Annotated in this window: 18 protein-coding genes and 1 pseudogene; 9 read left to right on the top strand and 10 right to left on the bottom strand. The window is 60.0% G+C overall.

The features are described 5' to 3' along the window. Window positions 1-54: 54 nt before the first annotated feature. Window positions 55-516, top strand: coding sequence for an ester cyclase (locus tag GCT13_RS28200; RefSeq protein WP_152763654.1), 462 nt, complete (start codon window positions 55-57; stop codon window positions 514-516). Window positions 517-1,087: 571 nt separating this feature from the next. Beyond that, window positions 1,088-1,378: a hypothetical protein gene (locus GCT13_RS28195; protein ID WP_152763652.1), complete on the top strand. Its 291-nt coding sequence runs from the start codon at window positions 1,088-1,090 to the stop codon at window positions 1,376-1,378. Window positions 1,379-2,024: 646 nt separating this feature from the next. Here the strand turns inward: GCT13_RS28195 and GCT13_RS28185 are convergent. The 3 genes and pseudogenes from GCT13_RS28185 to GCT13_RS28175 all read right to left on the bottom strand — a co-directional run bounded on the left by GCT13_RS28185 (window position 2,025) and on the right by GCT13_RS28175 (window position 4,318). Then, window positions 2,025-3,218, bottom strand: a complete 1,194-nt coding sequence (locus GCT13_RS28185) for a TIGR03118 family protein (RefSeq protein WP_152763674.1) — start codon at window positions 3,216-3,218, stop codon at window positions 2,025-2,027. A gap of 413 nt (window positions 3,219-3,631) precedes the next feature. Continuing rightward, window positions 3,632-3,800: pseudogene (locus GCT13_RS51630) on the bottom strand (helix-turn-helix domain-containing protein); the annotation flags it as partial. A gap of 212 nt (window positions 3,801-4,012) precedes the next feature. Continuing rightward, window positions 4,013-4,318 carry a panthothenate synthetase gene (locus GCT13_RS28175; RefSeq protein WP_152763650.1) on the bottom strand — a complete coding sequence of 102 codons (306 nt, stop codon included), beginning with the start codon at window positions 4,316-4,318 and terminating at the stop codon, window positions 4,013-4,015. Window positions 4,319-5,388: 1,070 nt separating this feature from the next. Between GCT13_RS28175 and GCT13_RS28170 the strand changes: the two genes are divergently transcribed. The 5 genes from GCT13_RS28170 (at window position 5,389) to GCT13_RS28150 (ending at window position 11,698) form a co-directional block, all read left to right on the top strand. Next, window positions 5,389-6,561, top strand: a complete 1,173-nt coding sequence (locus tag GCT13_RS28170; protein WP_152763648.1) for a tetratricopeptide repeat protein — start codon at window positions 5,389-5,391, stop codon at window positions 6,559-6,561. A 242-nt stretch (window positions 6,562-6,803) separates the two neighbouring features. Then, window positions 6,804-7,697 (top strand): HupE/UreJ family protein, encoded by an 894-nt coding sequence (locus tag GCT13_RS28165; protein WP_321574668.1) that lies wholly within the window; start codon window positions 6,804-6,806, stop codon window positions 7,695-7,697. 16 nt (window positions 7,698-7,713) lie between these two features. Beyond that, window positions 7,714-9,180, top strand: coding sequence for a DUF4331 domain-containing protein (locus tag GCT13_RS28160; RefSeq protein ID WP_152763644.1), 1,467 nt, complete (start codon window positions 7,714-7,716; stop codon window positions 9,178-9,180). Window positions 9,181-10,064: 884 nt separating this feature from the next. Next, complete coding sequence (locus GCT13_RS28155) at window positions 10,065-10,979, top strand: alpha/beta fold hydrolase (RefSeq protein ID WP_152763642.1); 915 nt, start codon at window positions 10,065-10,067, stop codon at window positions 10,977-10,979. A gap of 260 nt (window positions 10,980-11,239) precedes the next feature. Then, a complete protein-coding gene (locus GCT13_RS28150) occupies window positions 11,240-11,698 on the top strand; it encodes a YaiI/YqxD family protein (protein WP_152763640.1) in 459 nt (152 codons plus the stop codon). Window positions 11,699-11,865: 167 nt separating this feature from the next. Here GCT13_RS28150 and GCT13_RS28145 read toward each other — a convergent pair whose 3' ends face one another. From GCT13_RS28145 to GCT13_RS28115, 7 genes are all read right to left on the bottom strand, one after another. Beyond that, entirely contained in the window at window positions 11,866-12,252 is a 387-nt protein-coding gene (locus GCT13_RS28145) for a hypothetical protein (RefSeq protein WP_152763638.1), read from the bottom strand. A 7-nt stretch (window positions 12,253-12,259) separates the two neighbouring features. After that, window positions 12,260-12,472 (bottom strand): hypothetical protein, encoded by a 213-nt coding sequence (locus GCT13_RS28140; protein ID WP_152763636.1) that lies wholly within the window; start codon window positions 12,470-12,472, stop codon window positions 12,260-12,262. 19 nt (window positions 12,473-12,491) lie between these two features. Continuing rightward, the gene (locus tag GCT13_RS28135) at window positions 12,492-12,845 is read right to left on the bottom strand and encodes a hypothetical protein (RefSeq protein WP_193727776.1); all 354 of its coding nucleotides are present in this window, start codon (window positions 12,843-12,845) and stop codon (window positions 12,492-12,494) included. Then, window positions 12,734-12,997 (bottom strand): helix-turn-helix domain-containing protein, encoded by a 264-nt coding sequence (locus GCT13_RS51325; RefSeq protein WP_193727773.1) that lies wholly within the window; start codon window positions 12,995-12,997, stop codon window positions 12,734-12,736. The genes GCT13_RS28135 and GCT13_RS51325 overlap by 112 nt, the downstream gene beginning before the upstream one ends. Before the next feature lie 139 nt (window positions 12,998-13,136). Next, complete coding sequence (locus GCT13_RS51320; protein ID WP_407670867.1) at window positions 13,137-13,406, bottom strand: hypothetical protein; 270 nt, start codon at window positions 13,404-13,406, stop codon at window positions 13,137-13,139. 381 nt (window positions 13,407-13,787) lie between these two features. Beyond that, window positions 13,788-14,879, bottom strand: a complete 1,092-nt coding sequence (locus tag GCT13_RS28120) for an aldose epimerase family protein (RefSeq protein ID WP_152763630.1) — start codon at window positions 14,877-14,879, stop codon at window positions 13,788-13,790. 56 nt (window positions 14,880-14,935) lie between these two features. Continuing rightward, window positions 14,936-16,162 (bottom strand): XylR family transcriptional regulator, encoded by a 1,227-nt coding sequence (locus tag GCT13_RS28115; RefSeq protein WP_152763627.1) that lies wholly within the window; start codon window positions 16,160-16,162, stop codon window positions 14,936-14,938. 297 nt (window positions 16,163-16,459) lie between these two features. Here GCT13_RS28115 and xylA point away from each other — a divergent pair, with 297 nt between their 5' ends. Next, on the top strand, window positions 16,460-17,785 hold the full coding sequence (xylA, locus tag GCT13_RS28110) for a xylose isomerase (protein ID WP_152763625.1): 1,326 nt from the start codon (window positions 16,460-16,462) through the stop codon (window positions 17,783-17,785). Between the two features lie 285 nt (window positions 17,786-18,070). Further along, on the top strand, window positions 18,071-19,099 hold the full coding sequence (xylF, locus tag GCT13_RS28105; RefSeq protein ID WP_152763623.1) for a D-xylose ABC transporter substrate-binding protein: 1,029 nt from the start codon (window positions 18,071-18,073) through the stop codon (window positions 19,097-19,099). Window positions 19,100-19,121 lie beyond the last annotated feature (22 nt).

The raw sequence follows: 19,121 nt of genomic DNA, 5'->3' as shown, positions 1-19,121 counted from the left end.
CAGCGGAGCGTCAAACGAAGGGATTTTTTGTTCTGCATGAAGGGGAGATTTGAAATGGCACGGAAGAATTCAGTCCAGGTCGTCGAGAGGTTTTGGCATGAAGTCTGGCAATTGCGCAATCCACACGCTGCGGACCATCTGGTCACCGACGACTTCACGGTCACCTCGGGTGGAGTGGAGATCAAATCGCGTGAAACGTTCAAGAAGTGGGTTGCTGCATTCCTCGCCAGTATCGATGAGTTCGAGTTCGATGTGATCGAGACGTTTCAGAACGAAACCGGCGATCGAGTGGTCAGTCGATGGCGGGTTACGGGGAAGAACAACGGCTTTATGGGTTCGGAGCCATCGGGCTTACCGATCGACATGACGGGAACGGCCGTCCTGCACGTCGGCGAGGATGGGCTGCTGCGGCACAACTGGGTGGAACGCAGTGCGCTGGAAGTTCTGCGCAGTGTGGCGGCGGGAAACAGCACCGCCGGGCATTTCAAGCCTGCATCAAGCAAGTCTGGCCTATAAGCTTTCGCGCGTCGTTGCGCGCGAATGCGTCATTAGGGCATATAGCGGCAAGGGCGCAACTTCTGTGATGCCGAGACAAACAATACCGTGCGTGTTGGGAAAGAGGTCATTTCGCCCATTGATCGCTAAGAGTGGCTGCCGTTCGACCTTGCCGCCGCACGAATTGTCCGGCTCGCTCGTCGAACGGCCGCGCTACTGTAGGGTGCCTAACGATCTTTGGGGATGTCCGAACCGCCGTCCCTGAGAGGCCGTCGTGTACGTCCGGAACACTTTATTAGTTGCCTTTGGACGCGCGACCGAATGTCCGTCAGCAACGGGTCGACTACGGCCGGCCGCGTCGGGCAGCAATCGGGCCACTCGCGGACGTTGGCCGAGGGCACCAGGTTTTTGCACCGCTTCCCACGTTTACTACGATCGCAAAGTTACTACACTTGGTATTGGTCGCTGAATCAGCTGCGCGGCCTTCTCAATTGCATCCACACACTACTCGCTGTCGGAAAGAGCGGTTACTCCGGTGCGTGATTGTGTGGCATGCTCGCCTCGCTGGTCCATCAAATAGGAGGACGCAATCATGCAAACCGTTATCAGGAGATTTTCCGGAAAGGGTGCGAAGGAGTTGTTCGATCTGCTGGAGACACGCACGGCTGACGTTGAAGAACTGATGCGTTCGGTCAAAGGCTTTGTCGGCTATACCCTCGCACGCAGCGGCGATGGCGGATTCTCGGTGACGGTTTGCCAGGACAAGGCAGGCTGCGACGAAAGCGTGCAGAAGGCGAAGGACTGGATCGCGGCAAACGCCGCAAGCACGGGCGTAGGCGCGCCGGAGATAACGGAGGGATCAGTCCTCATTCAACTGAAGTAACTTTGCCTTGCGACTGGCAGCGCGTGAGTTCAGCGGGCGGATTGGAAGATAGGTAGGCAACCTTACCGACCGCTCCTCACGGCCACCGTCCTCTGCCGTAAGTAGCTGGACGTTTACCTCTGGCTCACATGCCGGCCAGACATGCATTCAACGGATCCGCCTTCCGCTTTATTCAGAAACGCAGAAGCGGGCATTCTGTTTTCCTTTTCATCGAGCAGCGAGTCAAGAACAAGCCTTCGCACGCGACTCGTGTCAAACGTTGAACGGCTGATTCGGAGGGGACTGACTGGCCGGAGTGGGTCGACCGCGCCCGTTCGCGTCGGGAGGCAGATATTGTGAGAACTGTCACGTAAGCGAAGTCCTTACACGCGCCAGCGTGTTTTCGACGTTATGCGCTCGACGTTGCAAACGCTCATGCACTTTGGCGCAAGAGCGAAGAGATGGTTGGTGAACCGTTCTGACGGCATTCTGTCTGCCTGCGTGCGGACAGGCAGCTCCCGGTCTGGCCCGAGAAGAGCCGGTCGCGTCGGGCGAGGCTCCGCGACCGGCTGTGCTCACGTCCTTCGTCTCCAACCCGGATCGACACATCGTCGATGGTCAGCGCTACCGTGCTTCTGGAGTTGCACGGGGAACCACGCGCTGCCGGCTATTGCCCCTGCTCAGCCGACGCGTGTGCCTTGGAGGCGCTCACCGGAGCTATGGTACCGAACAGTCCATTGACCTCCTTGTTAGGACCTGCCGAGAAGTACAACGTGTCCGGGCTCGAGTTGCGGCCGCCACCGAGTGTCAGAGTCCACAAGCCGTCGATAGCCAGTGGATTGCCGTGTGCATCCTCCAGCTGATCGACGAACGTGCCGTCATTGTTGAAGACATTGATTTGGCCATTGCCGAAGTTGCCAATCAGGATCTTGCCGCTGAAGCGGCCGAAAGCAAACGATGCGCGCGTGACTCCCCACGGCGAGTCGAGCGTACCTCGGCTGGCAAAGCGGCGCAACAGGTGGCCGTCTGTATCGAATACATCGACGAATCCGTGACCGCGGCCTGCAACATCGTCGTGCTTCTGATCATCCTGCTTCGCGTACGTGACGAAAAGGTCGCCATCGATGTTCGCAATACCGAACGGGGCGTAGCCGGCTGGGATTTTTCGGTCGATGAAGCCGCCGTCGGTCGTCGCGGGCATGAACAAGCCTTTCGGGCCGCCGCTAGGTCCGAATACATCGATCTGCCCCGAGCGAAAGTTCGTCGCAAACAGGAATGCTCCTTTCGCGTTCACACCAAAGACAAGACCTTTGTAGACGGCCCCGCTGGCGGCGGAGGGAATGGACGAGTTATCGACCGCGAGTACGGCGTGATCCGGCGGATTCAGCCCACCGGCCCAAGCGGAAATCGTGCCGTTCTCGGTCGCGAAGATGAATACGGCCGGGATCGTGGTACCTGGCACGAGAAACGCCGATGAGGGATTCCATACGATCCCGGTCGGCGCCGCGGGCGCGGTCTTCGGTGGATTGTTGGGAGAGAAGGGACGACAGGCGCTGTCCGGGATGACATTGCCTGGCAGCGGGATGGAGACCTGCAGCGTCACCACCTTTGTCCCCTCGCCGTCATAAAGCGTGGAGCAGCCTGTGGCATTGTCGTTGACCCAGAATGGACTTGCTGCCGGACTAAACGCGATACCCCAGGCATTCTGTAGTACCCCGTCGACCTTCGGGGCAGCGCCTGCGACGTTGGACACGAGTGGTGTGACGACGTAAGCATTATCGTCAGCAGCATGCCCGATTGTGAAACCGGCGGCGAGGACAATCACGGCCGCCGCTTTGAGAACCCTAGAGACCTGAGACATCATGACTACCCTCCTTACCCTGACTGGCGAAAAATTGCTCCGAGAGTGAGCGCCAGAGGAAGTTAAACGACCGCTATACTTCAAAAATTTCCGCTGTACTTCAAAAGACTCCACTAGCCACCCGGAGCATGGCGCGATAAGGTCGACCGCGACCCTTCAACTCGATTCATAGACCAGAACGTGCATTAAGCAATGCTCTTTTGAGTGGGTCACGATAAATTCACGGCACGAGCCAGAGATGAGCGAATGGCGGTTGAATCCGCACTTGAAAACAGACATTGCGCGTCGCGCGGACTCGAATGACTGCAAGGGGTTGCGGATTCAACGGGTGAATGCAACAGTTTGCTCAAATCGTTCAACTGGCGTTTCGTAGTTCAAGGTCCTCCTCGGACGATCTTCACCACGACATTGAGTCCATTACGTCCGACCTCACGGCAGAAGGTGGAGGGGTCGTGAACGTCGCATCGCAATTGATCGGATCGAATGGCCAGCAACGAGCGCCCGTGATATCTCCTCGCGCTCAGGCGGCGCGAGCGCCAGTTGCGAGCGGTGTCACTGTGGCGGCCGGATGCCGCCGGGTTCCGTCGAATCCGTTGTACGGACGAGCGACTGTCCCATTCGGGTCGGTTTGGGCCGACCGCATCGGCCAGTGAAGGGTCGCTCAAGATGAGACAAACCGGACCTGCTGCCACCGCTAGCGCTGACCCTTTGCGCTGCCGGGATGCGGCCGATCCCCAGCGGTCCGAGTGCGACCCAGCCGCCGCGTGGCTGCCCCGCCGGAAAATCGGGCGGGTCTATTGCCACTTCTTGCCGAGTTGGTCCAGCCCAGCTCGCTGCAGATCTTCTGGCGTCATGGTTGGCAGAAACTCTACCGTGGCGTCGAACAGCAGGAACCATGGTTCCGCAAAGCGAGGCATTTCGGAGACGTCTGAAATATCGACGATCAGGAACCCACCGCGCATGCCTTCCTTCGCGCAGAAGTACGCGGCTTCGGGCTTCGTTTCGTCGAGGATCCGGCGCATCTTTTCTCCGGCCGTCCCGTCCCGGACGGCTTGATTAAACTTCTCGACAGGCAGGGAGATGTGTAACACGAATCGCATGGCAACCTCCGTTATTGGGTGACGCGTGATCACGGTTCAGGTCGACTGCTACGACGCAGGCAGACTGCCTGCAGCCTTCGCTCGCCTCAATACGCTCCGGGGGCTTGCGAAACGCCCGACGTAAGATTGTGCGGTGAATCGGCAGAAGGCCCTGAGCATAGTGAGCGCATAGACATGCGAAATCAACCCACCGTATTTGCCTCATCATGACGGCGCTTCCTATCGTCACGCAGCAACGTGCGCGGGTGGACGTGGGAGAAGATTCGTTACGGATGCCGGTTCGTCGCGCGGGCATCCTGCGCTCTATTGATGTGGTATAGGGCTTGCAGAAGAACAGTCAGAGCATGTATGCGCTTGCAGAAGCATGGCGCCCAAGAATTGCGAACCTGAGCGATGGGGATCAACTCTCCGTGCGTTGGCGATGGCGGCAGAAGCGGGACCTCAATTGCCTACGTACCCGGCGATGATCTGCGGCTATAAAAAGAGCACGTTGGCGAGGTGACCCGGCTATTGGCAGCAATGGGTCGCCTACCGTCCATTGCTTCGGTCGCAGACTGGATGTCCCTTCAATCGAAAAGAGATTGTCGTATGCGCATCAGCGACCGCACAGCTTCAGCGAGTCCCGTGATGACGCGCGAATGTCTGCTCTGGCCATAGCAGCGCCCCCCGCGCTGTGGCTTAAGACATCGTTGTATTGACGGTTCATGACGGATCTTAAGCGTTGAATGTGATTGAGAAGTCGCCTATAAAGCCAAAAATGCAACTCGAACCATGAAAAAGCCCATTCGCGATGCGCTATGTGCAGAGCGTTACAGACAGATCTAATTCAAGGTAGGGCGGCTGTAGCGCAAACGTATCGTGACCTGATCGACATTTGACCTGGTGCAAGCAACATCAACGTCAAGCGAAACCAGCTTTACTTCTGGCTAACCCATCATGCTGAACCACGCTGGCGTGGTGGACGCCCAGATTGCGCAGACAAAGGCAAGACGCTGGAGTCAACAGTGACAGCCGGCTGCATCCAGATCGGGACTTTTCGCGTACAACCCAGTGCAGACGGGAGAAGGTCGATGTCGGGTTGGCCATTCGTCACGGTCGTAGCCGCGCTTGTCTTGCTCTCAGGCGAGAGCGGGGCGAAGCCATACGTACCCGAGAGCGATGGGGTGGTGCTCGAACACCTCCCGGAAAAAAACGATCCGGCGCTCGCGCAACTGAAACGCATGCGCGCGACGCTGATGATGGACCCGCGCAATCTCAACCTGGCAATGTCCGTCGCGCGTCGCGCTCTCGAAGCAGGGCGGAGGCTGGGCGATCCTCGCTTCTTCGGCCAGGCGCAGGCGGCGCTGGCGCCGTGGTGGAGCGGAGAGGATGTGCCGCCGACCGCATTATTGCTTCGCGCAACGCTCAAGCAAAGCCAGCATGATTTCGAAGGCTCGCTTGCCGATCTGGATCGGTTGCTGGCTGCGCATCCGGCGCTCGCGCAGGCGCGACTGACGCGCGCCACGGTGCTCAGCGTGCGCGGACGCTACGCGGACGCGCGGCACGATTGCGAGCAACTGAAGGGACTCGTTGCACCCATCGTCGTTATCGGGTGCGATGCGACATCGGCTAGCCTGACCGGCAACGCAGCCAGCGCATACGGGGCGCTCGTGCAGGTGCTTGCGCAAGGCGTCGGCAATCTGGACGTGCGCGAGTGGGCGTTGACGCTCGCCGCGGAAATTGCCGCTCGCCGCGGCGATTTCGATGCAGCCGAGCGACATTTCCGTGACGCACTTGCGCTCGACCCGCGTGACGCTTATCTGCAGGGGGCGTACGCCGATTTTCTGCTGGATCGGGGTCGTCCGCGAGAGTTGTTGCCACTTTTGCGTGACGCTACAAAAAACGACGCGCTGCTGCTTCGTTTAGTGCTGGCCGAACAACAGCTGCCGGAATTGCGCGAATCATTCGCTTCGCACCGCGAGGATCTCTCAGCGCGCTTTGACGCTGCGCGTCGCCGCGGGGATAGCGTGCATCGCCGGGAGGAGGCGCGCTTTCGTCTCTCAGTTGAACATGATGCCAAAGCGGCACTTATTCTCGCGCGCGAAAACTGGTTGGTCCAGCGCGAGCCGCCAGACCTGCGGATTCTGATCGAAGCCGCGCGTGCGGTCGGCGATGCTGATGCCCTAAAGATTGCATCCGATTGGGTCGCCGCAACGCGTCTCGAAGATGCATCGATTGTCACACTGCTGCAGGTGCGGCAATGAGACGCGTCGTCCTCGCCTTTATGCTCGCGTTGTTGATAGCGCCCGCGTTTGCGCACAAGGCAAGCGACGCCTACCTCACACTGGAGCGCAGCGGGCAAGCGCTGCGCGGTCAGTGGGATATCGCGCTACGCGATCTCGACAACGCGCTTGGGCTCGATGAGAACGGCGACGGGGACATCACGTGGGGTGAAGTACGCTCGCGAAAGCGAGATATCGCGGCATATGCGCTTGCACACCTCAAGGTGTCCTCCGCCGGCAAGCTTTGTGCGCTCGAACCGACTGGGCAACTGATCGACTCGCACACCGATGGCACCTACGCGGTGCTGACGTTCACAGGACAATGTCCGCGGACGAGCCCAACACTTTCGATCGATTACCGGCTGTTCGAAGGCCTTGATCCCCAGCATCGCGGACTTCTCAACTTCGTCGAGAACGGTGAGAGCCGAAGTGTCGTATTTAGCGCTGACGCGCCGCACCGCATCGTCGGCACCGATACCGGCGGGCCATTGACACAGTTCGCGATGTATCTGAACGAAGGCGTCTGGCACATCTGGACCGGATACGATCACATCCTCTTCCTGCTTTCGCTGCTGCTGCCTGCGGTGCTGATTCGTGAGGGGCATGCGTGGCAGCCCGGTACATCATTTCGCCGGGCATTCATCGATGTCACCAAGGTTGTGACCGCATTTACGGTGGCGCACTCGATCACACTCACGCTCGCGGCGCTATCGATCGTCGTGCTGCCTTCGCGGCTCGTTGAATCGGGCATCGCCTTGTCGGTAGTGCTGGCGGCGCTGAATAACCTGTTTCCGCACGTGACGAACGGACGCTGGATGGCGGCGTTCGGCTTCGGGCTGCTGCACGGATTGGGCTTTGCAGGCGCGTTGCACGACCTCGGCTTGCCGGCCGGTTCGCTTGCGTTGTCGCTCGCCGGATTCAATCTTGGCGTCGAAGCAGGACAACTCGCCATCGTATTCGTTTACCTGCCACTGGCGTTCTCGTTGCGAGCAACCTGGACATACCGGCGCGTGGTACTTACCGGCGGCTCAGCGATGACCGCGACCGTCGCCATGATCTGGCTGCTCGAGCGTGCACTTAACGTCCCCATATTTAGCTCGTTTGCGGCCCCGTTATAAGCTGAAGGAGAACACCATGAGATCTGTTGTCCGCATCATGGCGGCCGTCGCGCTTTGCGCCGCGGCGCTTTGGAGCAGTGGAACCCACCCTGCCAGTCATCGCGAGGCACCCCTAATTGCGAACGACCCGACCGCCGACAACACCGACTTTTACATGTTTCGGAGTTGGACGAACCCTAACAACGTCGTTTTCATTTTGAACGTGATTCCCATGCAGGACCCTGGCGCTGGGCCGAACTATTTCAATTTTGGCGATGACGTGATTTATCGCATCAACATCGACACCAATGGCAACGGCAAGGCCAACGACCTCGTCTACGAAATCCGCTTCAAGACCGAATTGCGCGGGGCCCTGGCGAGCCAACAGCTGCCGCTGTCATACGCCGCATTGCCGCCGATCACTGCGCTCGACGGCCCTGGCTCGGACGGCCTGATACTGCGCCAGAGCTACACCGTGACGCAAGTTCGTCACGGCCAGCGCACCGACCTGGGTACCCAGAGGATGTTCGCGGTGCCGTCCAACGTGGGACCGCTAACGATGCCCAATTACGAGGCGCTAGCCGCACAGGGTATCTACTCGCTGGCGAACGGCGGCAAGGTCTTCGCCGGACAGCGCGGTGAGACGTTCTACATCGATTTGGGCGCCGTGTTCGACACGGTGAATCTGCGCCGCACGCCGCCTGTGTTGACACCGGCGGAGGATGCCAACGATCACGTGAATCCTTTTGGCAACGACACGTTCTCCGGCTTCAACATCAGCACCATTGCGATCGAAGTGCCAATCACCACGGTGACGTCCAGACCCAATGGCGTAATCGGCGCGTACGTGTCCACAATGCGTCGCGAAGGTCGCGGGATGGGGGGCGATGAGGACAACGCCGGACGTTGGGTGCAGGTGTCCCGCATGGGCAATCCACTCGTCAACGAACTGATCATTGGGACCGATACGAAAGACAAATGGAATACGACCGATCCGGCCGACGAAGCGCAATTCCTGGGTTTCTATCTCAACTCCAGGCTGGCGACCGCACTCAACCTCCGGTTCGGCTTGACGATTCCGACGACCAACCGAACTGATTTGGTAAACGTGCTTCTCAAGTATCCCTCCCAACCGCAGACTGGGACGTGCGGCGCACACGATTGCTCGGAACTCCTGCGGCTCAATCTGGGGGTTTCTCCGACACCGCCTGCGCAGCAGCGTCGCCTCGCCGTTCTTGCCGGGGACAGCGCCGGCTGGCCCAATGGGCGGCGCCCGAACGACGACGTGACCGACATCGCGCTGCGGGTCATTGCGGGCCGTCTGACAGGTGCGCCAACGGGCAACCTGTTGCTGGGTGATGGGGTGAACTTCAACATCGGTGCCGAAGGCAGCAACCTGACCGTGAACGGCATCTATACCGTATTCCCGTACCTGCCAACACCGCACGACGGGAGAAATCGCCGCCACATCGACTGCGGTGAAGCGGGTGCCAATCCCTGCTGAATGGTAATCGAGATCCGCCGCGATTCGGCATAAGGTGTTCGCGGCGGTCGACAGTACGTCACCAATGCTTAAGCAGAGAGACCTGGCCAGGCACTGTAATCTGGAAGATTGCGTGCGGCGAGTTCGCGCTGGCCCACAATTGACCGAGGCCGGGGAAGTCCACGCCGGCCGTTCCAGGACAATGCATGAAAGGCCGCGCTTCGCCGGTGCACCGCGTCGGCGAAGCTGGCAGCACGGTATTGCCTTACACGCTCGAGTAAGCAGGTAATCCGTCACCGTCTGTGTACCGAAAACAGCGCGGCAATGCGAAGCTGCGTTGGGGCGGGCGCACGCGCCGGTTCCTCGCCGTCGTCGTCTTTCCACGGGGTGCGTGAGTTTGTCGTCGATCCCGGGGGAGAAGCCGAGGTCATTGGCTCACCAGGTCATCAACGAAGCCTCGTGAGGCCGGTACCCGGCTTGGATGGCATATGCGATTCATGTCGCACGTACCCCGAGATACGTCGATAGACCGCATCGGCTCCGCGCGGCAGAAATCCTTTTGATGTGAAGCGGACACTCGACAATGCCCGATCCGCGGTGGCGAGTGCACGAAGAACGGCCGAGCGATTATCGAGCGCCGTCGCTGAATGAATGACCACTGGATCTTGAAAGCTGCCGTCGACTCGCGCTTACTCCAACGGCTGTTGAGGGTCGGTTTGGTCCGTTCGCTGTCGGCCCGGATTCGGCCACAAACATTCATTCCGTGCGAGCCTCCATTCGTCCGCGCGATTTGAGATCCCGGCGGATCGTAAGGAGGTACCGCAATAAGAGTTCGCGCTGATGCTGACCTTTTCCTATGCTTCAGGGAGGCTACGGGCTAGACAGGAACTCGCCAGGAGCGAATCATGCGAAAGCTGTTAGCGGCTTTGATAGTGGTCGTGGCCTTCTTCTCGACTACTGGATGCCGGGCGCCCTCCCAGAATGGTGCCGCCACACGTGTCGTGGTCAAGCAGCTGAACGTGAATGGCGTGAGCCTGGCATACCTCGATCAGGGCGAGGGAGTGCCTGTTGTTTTTGTACACGGAGCGATCTCGGATCACCGCGCCTGGATTTACGAGCAAGGCTTTGCGGCTCGGGATTATCGATTTATCGCGCTCGATCAACGTTATTTCGGCACTGGCGCGTGGCCAACTGGCGGTCCGAAGTTCTCGGTTGCCACTCATATCGATGACCTTGCGGCTTTTATTCGTGGGCTCAATGCAGGCCCTGTGCGCGTCGTCGGCTGGTCCTACAGTGGGGGTATCGTCCTTGGGCTAGCACTGGAGAATCCGAATTTGGTTCGCAGTGTTTTCGTCTATGAGCCCAGCAGTTTGCCGGCGCTCGTAACAGAGCCTGCTGACATGAAGATCATGAAAGAGGAGAGCAAAGGCCTTGCTCCAGCAATAACCGCCTCCAAAGCCGGCGACGTTGCCGGTGCTGCACGGCAACTACTTGACTGGGTGGACGGCCAAAGTGGTGTCTTTGACACACTTGCACCTCCAATCCGCTCAATGCTCATTGATAACGCTCGAACGCTTCCTCTGATGTTCGCTGCGCCTCCGCCCCCGCCAATTAGCTGCGCCGAGCTGGGTGGGCTCAAAATGCCGGTGACAATAGCCGTCGGGCAGTCAACGCGGCCGTACTACAGGATTCTTTCGGAAACGGCGAGCCGCTGCATCCCGGGATCCCGCCTCGTCGTCATTCCAAATGCACGGCATCTCGCGCCGTTCGAAAACCCGTCTGCATTTAACGATGCACTACTTGCATTCCTAAAGCAGTAGAGCGTCACGGCCCTGCCAACCATGGGGGCTGCGCGTGCTTGCCAGCCGCCGCTGGGTTTGGGCGTTGAGGGTCCCGCTTTCCCTACCAGCGTGCGACCGGTTTGGGTCGGCTCCTGCGAAACGACTGCGACTCAACAGCAGCGAGCTGCGGGCGCTGACGACCCGACAACCATGCGCAGGACGAAGTTAGAGTTCTCCTCAAACGCGTGCGAGCAGTAATATGATTATCATTGCTCCCTCCCTCTATCGGAAATATCTCGATGCAAGTGCTGGTTGACGCAGACGCCTGCCCAGTTGTCGTCAAAGAGATATTGTTTCGGGCAGCGCGGCGTGTCGAAGTGTACGTCACGCTGGTCGCGAATCAGTATTTGCGAACGCCCCCTTCCCGATTTATCAAGGCACTACAAGTGCCGGTGGGCTTTGATGCTGCCGATAACCGTATCGTTGACCTGGTCCGGGACGGCGACCTTGTGATTACGGCGGACATACCTCTTGCCGCCGCTGCCCTTGACAAGGGCGCTCACGTGCTCGATCCGCGCGGAACCTGGTTTAGCCGTGAGAATATCCAGGAGCGTCTTACGATGCGCGAGGTAATGGATCAGTTGCGTAGCTCAGGGGTCGAGACGGGCGGCCCAACACCTTACGCCGCAAACGACAGCAAAGCGTTTGCGGGACAATTGGACCGCTTCCTCGCACGTCATCGTGCCACGTCACGTTGAGTCGCTTGACGAGCGTGAGACGGAGCAAGAAATGTTGCGCCGGGTCTGTTAGCTATGCTGCGGCCGTTCGCTTGCGGGCCAGTTCCGGTCAGCCGACGGCAGGGCCAAGATCGTCGACAATGCGCGACGCAGGATTCCGACGGCGGCTCGCGATTAGCGTCTCTGGCTCACAAGCCTGGCGCTAACCGCCAGTGAACAAATGGCGGATATGGTGCGCCACCAAGGAACGCCAGAAATACTTCCACGACCTGATCAGCCATGAACCATTCATCGGAGCGCATCGGGATGTTGCCCGCTCGAAAGGCCAGGATCGTGCCATCCGGGCGTACAGGCGAAGGCTTATCGTGGAACCCTCTCCATCGTTCTCCGCCGAATTCGAAGCGCTCGATCATGCAGCTTACACCGCCGCCGGCTACCTGCACGTAGTTACCTGCATCGTCAGTCAATGACGCATAAGATGACTTGCCGTAGCTTCGCAGTGACTTGAGCGCACGAGCGGTCTGTGCGTGCGTCGGCGCGGTGATGGCCGCTTTGCCCTCGATGTCGAGTCTCATTCGCTGATCAATCTCGATTCTTCTCGATCAAATCAGAATCATACCAACGCCCAAACCCAACAACGAATGTCTGGCTCGTGGCCATCCTGCGCTGATGGCGCTTCGCACCGATCTCCTTGCGCTTGATGCGCTCGAGCACAACCGCGTCCAGGCGATACTGCCGGCCATCGCTTGTCGCAATGCAGTTGTCCCGCACATTACGATCAATTCCCAGGGCCACAGTCGACAGCTCCGCATTCTCAAGCCGGTTCAGTTCGTATGCGAGTTCTGCGTGGCTCACGCAGGATGATGTCGCTCTTATGCTCGTAGCAGAAGCTCACGTACCACTGGCCCGCTTCCTCCCGGATCACGATCTGCTTCGGCAGGCCGTAGGAACGATGCGCAATGAACGGTACCTGCCCGATGGGATTTCTGTCCGTGCCCAGTTCGATGAGCATCTGATCCGACGCACCTTGAACGAAACGGAAGAGCTCGCGCGTGATCAACACGCTGTTGAAGTCGCGTCGCGTGCGGTGACGGGGTGATTGCCCGTCTTGAATTGCGCGTACTGCTGGTCCAGCGGCGTTGCCCACATCGGTCTTGCCGCCGGCCATCTCAAGCCGTCTCTGGGCTGCAAAAAGGCGGTCCTCATCACCTTGCTGCTATAGATGAAGCGCTGGCACCCAATCCATTGACGAAGCACGCTCGCTACCTCGCCTGCTGGGTAGAGCCTGAATCGAACACCGGATGTGAGTGTGCTGGACATGCCGATACTGTATATATACATGCCAGTGTCAAGTACGACTCATCCGCTTCCCCCAAGAAAGCCGACAATCCTCCCCATTCATGGCCCATTCATGGGGAGGAAGGGAGAACACGTCGGCGGAATACTGGGTCGGCAATGACTACGTGACCGTCAGGCGCAGCGCCAATACCCTGTGAATACACCCAAACCCATCGTCATCGATCCCGCCACGCGCGGCAATGGCGAAAACACGTTCGGCGTCGCGAACGGCACCTGCCAGCGCTCCGGCTGGATGGCCTTGCGATCGGCCCACGCGACGGGATGCGACGGTTCCCTTCTGCATGCGACCGGGCTTGCCTTGCACCTTGAATTCCTGCAAGAGCCAGGGCAACGGTATGCCGCCTTCCGGCTCGCGCCGCGTCACGTTCATCAAATGGCTGCGCAAGGGTTGCCCCAAGGGGCAAGACAGCGTGCGGTCGCAACGGATCTGAATCGCTGCACGAACGAAATCGCGCCGCAGTCTGAGACGATTGCGACGGGCTTGGCGCTTCGATACGGATGAGCCATCGGCGCGAGGACGCGATGGCATGGTTGGCTGGCCGCGTTGCCCATGAATGGGGCGCTGCAGTGGGCTGGCGTGACGATCAGATTCAACGATCAGATGTGCGAACGGATTTTCGATCGAATCAGCGACCGTCTAAGGGTATCTATGATTTCACGGCGTAAAGAATGCCGCAATCGCCGGGCGCGATTTACAACACCGTCTATGTTTCGACAGAGTACGGCAAGCCGTGTGTGATGGCTTCAGCGCTCAACGCACACCGAGCCGGTAGACGGTAGTGTGCCGGTAGTGCGCGCCGGGCCGCAGCACGACGGCTTGCGCATCCGGCATATTGATCTGGTTCGGAAACGCCCCTGTTTCGAGGCACAACGCCGCGTGCTTGTAGTACGTCCTGCCGTTGCGGCCCTTCACGCCGGCGAGAAAATTGCCCGTGTAGAACTGCATGCCCTGCGCGTTCGTCGATACGGTGAGTTCGCGGCCGCTCACGGGATCGTAGAGCACGGCGGCCTTGCGCAATGCGGCTGCATCGTCGCGCAGCACGTAGCAATGATCGAAGCCCCCCGCGCGCGCAAGCTGCGCATCGGGCCAGTCGAGCCGCGCACCGATGGGCGCGCCCGCGCGAAAGTCGAACACGCTGCCCGCGACGTCCTTTCGTTCGATCGGGATCATCGCTTCGTCGATGGCGAAGAATGCGTCCGCATCGATCGAGATCACGTGGCCGCGAATGTCGGAAGCATCGGCGAGCGCATCGCCGGACAGATTGAAGTACCCGTGATTCGTGAGGCTGATGGGCGTGGGCGCATTGGCTGTCGCATCGTAGTCGATGGTCAGCGCGCCGTCGCCGTCGAGTGCGTAGCGGACCGTGGCCGTCACGGCGCCCGGAAAGCCCGCATCGCCTTCCGGCGATTCATGCGAGAGCACGAGCGCGCCATCCACTTCGCGCGCAGTCCACAGCGCCTTGTGAAAGCCGCTTGCGCCGCCGTGCAGCAGATTGTCCCCTTCGTTGCGGTCCAGTTGATACGTGACGCCGTCGAGCGTAAAGCGCGCGTGCGCAATGCGGTTCGCCCAGCGGCCGATCGTCGAACCGAAAAACCAGCGGCTCGCCAGATAGTCGGCGGGCGTGTCGTGGCCGAGCAGCACATCGGCGACGCGCCCCGCACGGTCGGGCGCATGCCATGAGACGAGCGTCGCGCCAAAATCGCTGATCGTCGCGCGCATCCCGTGCGCGTTGCGCAGCGTGAACAGACGAATGTCGCCGAGCCCGGGCAACGTGCCCCAGCGCTCGATCTGCACGCTGGATGAAGTGGAGGTATCGGTGCTTTGCATGTCGGCGAAATTCATGTCGATCGTTGAGACCCGAAGGTGAGGCGAAGGTAGAACCACTTTGTGAGACCAGATTAAGGCATTTGCGACCATGACGCTGATGGCGCCTGCTGCGCGGCCTGCAGGCGCTCCTGATACTCGCGCGGCGTGCAATCGAGTTCGCGGCGAAACACGGCGTACATGTACTGCAACGAAGTGAAGCCACAGCGTATCGCGACTTCAGCGCTCGACATGTCATGCTGCGCGAGCAATTGTTTCGCGACATCGAGTTTGTGCTTGAGGATCTCCTGATGCACGGTGCAGCCGAGTTCGCGCCGGAAGTAGTCTTCGAGCGAAGAACGTGACACACCCACATAGTCGGCCACCTGTTCCGTCTTGATGCCCTGGCACGCGTACTGGCGGATGTAGTGACGCGCGCGCATCACGTACGGGCTTGCGAGCGGCTCATGCTTCGTCGATTCGCACACGTTGATGCCGACGGGCGGCACGAGAATGCGGCGTCCGGCAAAACGCGCGCCGCCGAGCATCTGATGCAGCAGGTGCGCGGCCGTGCGGCCCATTTCCTCCGTGCCCTGGATCACCGACGACAACGGAATGCGCGTGAGCGAGCGCGTCAGCGGATCGTTGTCGATGCCGATGATCGCCACCTGCTCGGGCACGGGAATGCCGCTGATCAGACACGCCTGCAACACCTGACGCGCGCGCGCATCCGTCACGGCGATGATGCCGACGGGCTTCGGCAGGCTTTGCAGCCACTCCGTCAGTTGCACGCTGGCGTGGTGCCAGACGGGCGCGCTCGTCGGCAGTCCGCGATGCACGTCGCCTTCGAGTCCATCCGCCTTCAGCAGCGCATCGAAAGCCAGTTCGCGTTCCTGGGCCCACCGGTTCGTTGGCGATTCGGGCAGGCTGTAGAGCGCGAAGCGTTGCAGCCCCGCGCCGATCAAATGTTTGTATGCGAGCGACACCAGCTGCATGTTGTCGGTCGCGATGTACGGCAGGTTAGGCGGATACTTCGACGCGTCCTCATACGATCCGCCCACCGCGACGACGGGTAAACGCGAATTCGCCAATGCGTCGCAGACGGCGGGATCGTCGAAGTCCGCGATAAAGCCATCGCCTTCGAAGCACTCGATCCCATTCAGCCGCGCGCGGAAATCTTCTTCGAGGAACAGGTCCCACGCGACGCGCGTCGACAGCAGGTAATTGCCGATCCCCGTGATGATCTCGCGGTCGTACACCTTGTTCGCATTGAATAGCAATGCGATCCGGTGCGTGCGTTGAGCGGCGTGCCGTCGTGTCATCGGGTTTCCTGGCGCATGGTGCGGCGCGGTGAGCTTGTGACGTTGATCGTCACGTTGTCTCCGGATTTGCGTTTTTATGTTTGCGGCTGCCTTAACGGTGCGCGCCGCAGACATTTAAGTGTTCTGCTTATTCTAGGCGTCACTTCCCCTTGCCCGCCAATGGATTTTAAGCGCCAGCAAGAATCACCAAGCGTGCTGGCGAATTTCGCAATTGCCGCGCAAAGCGGCAAGCGTCAGCATGGCGTCACATCATGCACGGCCCGATGCAACGTCGAGCCGATACCCAAGGAGACGCGCATGTCTTACTTCGAACATTTGCCCGCTGTGCGCTACGAAGGCCCGCAGACGGACAACCCGTTCGCATACCGCCATTACGACAAGGACAAGCTGGTGCTTGGCAAGCGCATGGAAGATCATCTGCGCCTTGCCGTCTGCTACTGGCATACGTTCGTGTGGCCCGGCACGGATATCTTCGGAGCGGGAACGTTCGAGCGTCCGTGGCATCGTCCGGGTGACGCGCTCGAAAAAGCGCATATGAAAGCCGACCATGCATTCGAGCTGTTTTCGAAGCTGGGCACGCCGTTCTACACGTTTCATGACACCGACGTGGCGCCCGAAGGCGACAGCATCAACACGTATGTGAACAACTTCAAGGCGATGACGGACGTGCTCGCGCGCAAGCAGCAGGAGACGGGCGTCAGGCTGTTGTGGGGCACGGCGAATCTCTTTTCGAATCGGCGCTATGCGGCGGGCGCGGCGACGAATCCGAATCCGGATGTGTTCGCGTTTGCCGCCACGCAGGTCTTTCACGCGCTCGAAGCGACGCATCGGCTTGGCGGGGCGAACTATGTGCTGTGGGGCGGCCGCGAAGGATACGACACGCTGCTCAACACCGATCTCAAGCGCGAGCGCGAGCAACTGGGCCGCTTCATGAGCATGGTCGTCGAGCACAAGCACAAGCTCGGCTTCAAGGGCGCGCTGCTGATCGAGCCGAAACCGCAAGAGCCGACCAAGCATCAATACGACTATGACGTCGCTACGGTTCACGGCTTTCTGAAGCAATTCGATTTGCAGAATGAAATCCGCGTGAACATCGAAGCGAATCACGCGACGCTCGCGGGCCATTCGTTCCACCATGAAATCGCCAATGCATTTGCGCTCGGAATCTTCGGCAGCGTCGATGCGAATCGCGGCGATCCGCAAAACGGTTGGGATACCGACCAGTTCCCAAATAGTGTTGAAGAACTCACGCTCGCGTTCTACGAGATCCTGCGCAATGGCGGCTTTACGACGGGCGGCATGAACTTCGACGCGAAAGTGCGGCGCCAGAGCGTCGATCCCGAAGACCTGCTGCATGGCCATATCGGCGCAATCGATGTGATCGCCATCGCGCTGGAGCGCGCCGCGCATCTCGTCGAAAACGACCGCCTCGGCGCATTCAGGCAGCAGCGCTACGCGGGCTGGGACAGCGAGTTCGGACGCAAGGTGCTCGCAGGCGGCTATACGCTCGAGTCGCTCGCAAGCGATGCCGTGCAGCGGAACATCGCGCCGCGCCATGTCAGCGGACAGCAGGAGCATCTGGAGAACATCGTCAATCAGGCGATTTACTCGCACGCCAAATAGCCACTCCGAACAGGCCTTTCAACCAGGCCTTCAAACCAGGCCTTCAAACCAGGCCTTCAAACCAGGCCTTCAAAGTCGCACGAAAAATTGTTAGCAGCGCCGGCAGATTTCGCAATTGCTCCGCCGGCGCGCACGGCACACCCTGTCGTGCGAATAAAAATGGGGCACGGCTTTCGACAACAACAGACGCTCGCGAACAGGTATTCGCGGCGCGCCCTTGAGGTTAAGACGGCGTTTTCGAGTTCTCGCATTCGATACCGCACGCAACCCTAAATGGAGTGAGACATGAAATCTGCAATGCGTCGTTCCGTATTGAGTTCTCTCGTTTGCGCGGCGATGGCCGCCGGCCTGACGATGGTGGCGCCGCTCGCGCATGCGAGCAAGGACAAGCCCGAGATCGGCTTCTGCATCGACGATCTGCGCGTCGAGCGCTGGTCGCGCGATCGCGACTATTTCGTCGCCGCTGCAACGAAACTCGGCGCGAAAGTCTCCGTGCAATCCGCTGACGCGAGCGAAGCGCGACAGATCTCGCAGATCGAGAACCTGATTTCACGCGGCGTCGACGTGATCGTGATCGTGCCGTTCAACTCGAAGACGCTCGGCAATGTTGTTGCCGAAGCGCACAAGGCAGGCATCAAGGTCGTCTCGTATGACCGCCTGATTCTCGATGCAGACGTCGATGCCTATATCTCATTCGACAACGAGAAGGTGGGCGAACTGCAGGCGCAGGGCGTCTTTAGCGCGCAGCCGAAGGGCAACTACTTCCTGCTCGGCGGCGCGCCGACCGACAACAACGCGAAGATGCTGCGCGAAGGGCAGATGAAAGTGCTCAAGCCCGCGATCGATCGCGGCGACGTGAAGATCGTCGGCCAGCAGTGGGTGCAGGAATGGAGCGCGGCGACGGCGCTGCGCATCACGGAAGATGCGCTGACCGCGAACAACAACAAGATCGATGCGATCGTCGCTTCGAACGACGGCACGGCAGGCGGCGCGATTCAGGCGCTCGCCGCGCAGAAGATGGCGGGCAAGGTGCCCGTGTCGGGCCAGGATGCCGACCTCGCCGCCGTCAAGCGTGTGATCGCCGGCACGCAGACGATGACCGTCTACAAGCCGCTGAAGCTGATCGCAGGCGAAGCTGCCAAGCTCGCCGTCGATCTGGCGAAGGGCGAGAAGCCCGCGTTCAACGCGAAGTACGACAACGGCAAGAAGCAGGTCGACACGGTTCTGCTGCAACCGACGCTGCTCACGAAGAGCAATGTCGATGTCGTGATCAAGGACGGCTTCTATACGCAGGCGCAACTGGCTGGCAACTGATAGCGGGCGCGGCGCTTTCCCG

Source organism: Paraburkholderia franconis, from assembly GCF_009362735.1.
Lineage (GTDB): Bacteria > Pseudomonadota > Gammaproteobacteria > Burkholderiales > Burkholderiaceae > Paraburkholderia > Paraburkholderia franconis.
The sequence above is the reverse complement of the archived record's forward strand: the minus strand, read 5'-3'. Positions and strand labels throughout refer to the sequence as shown.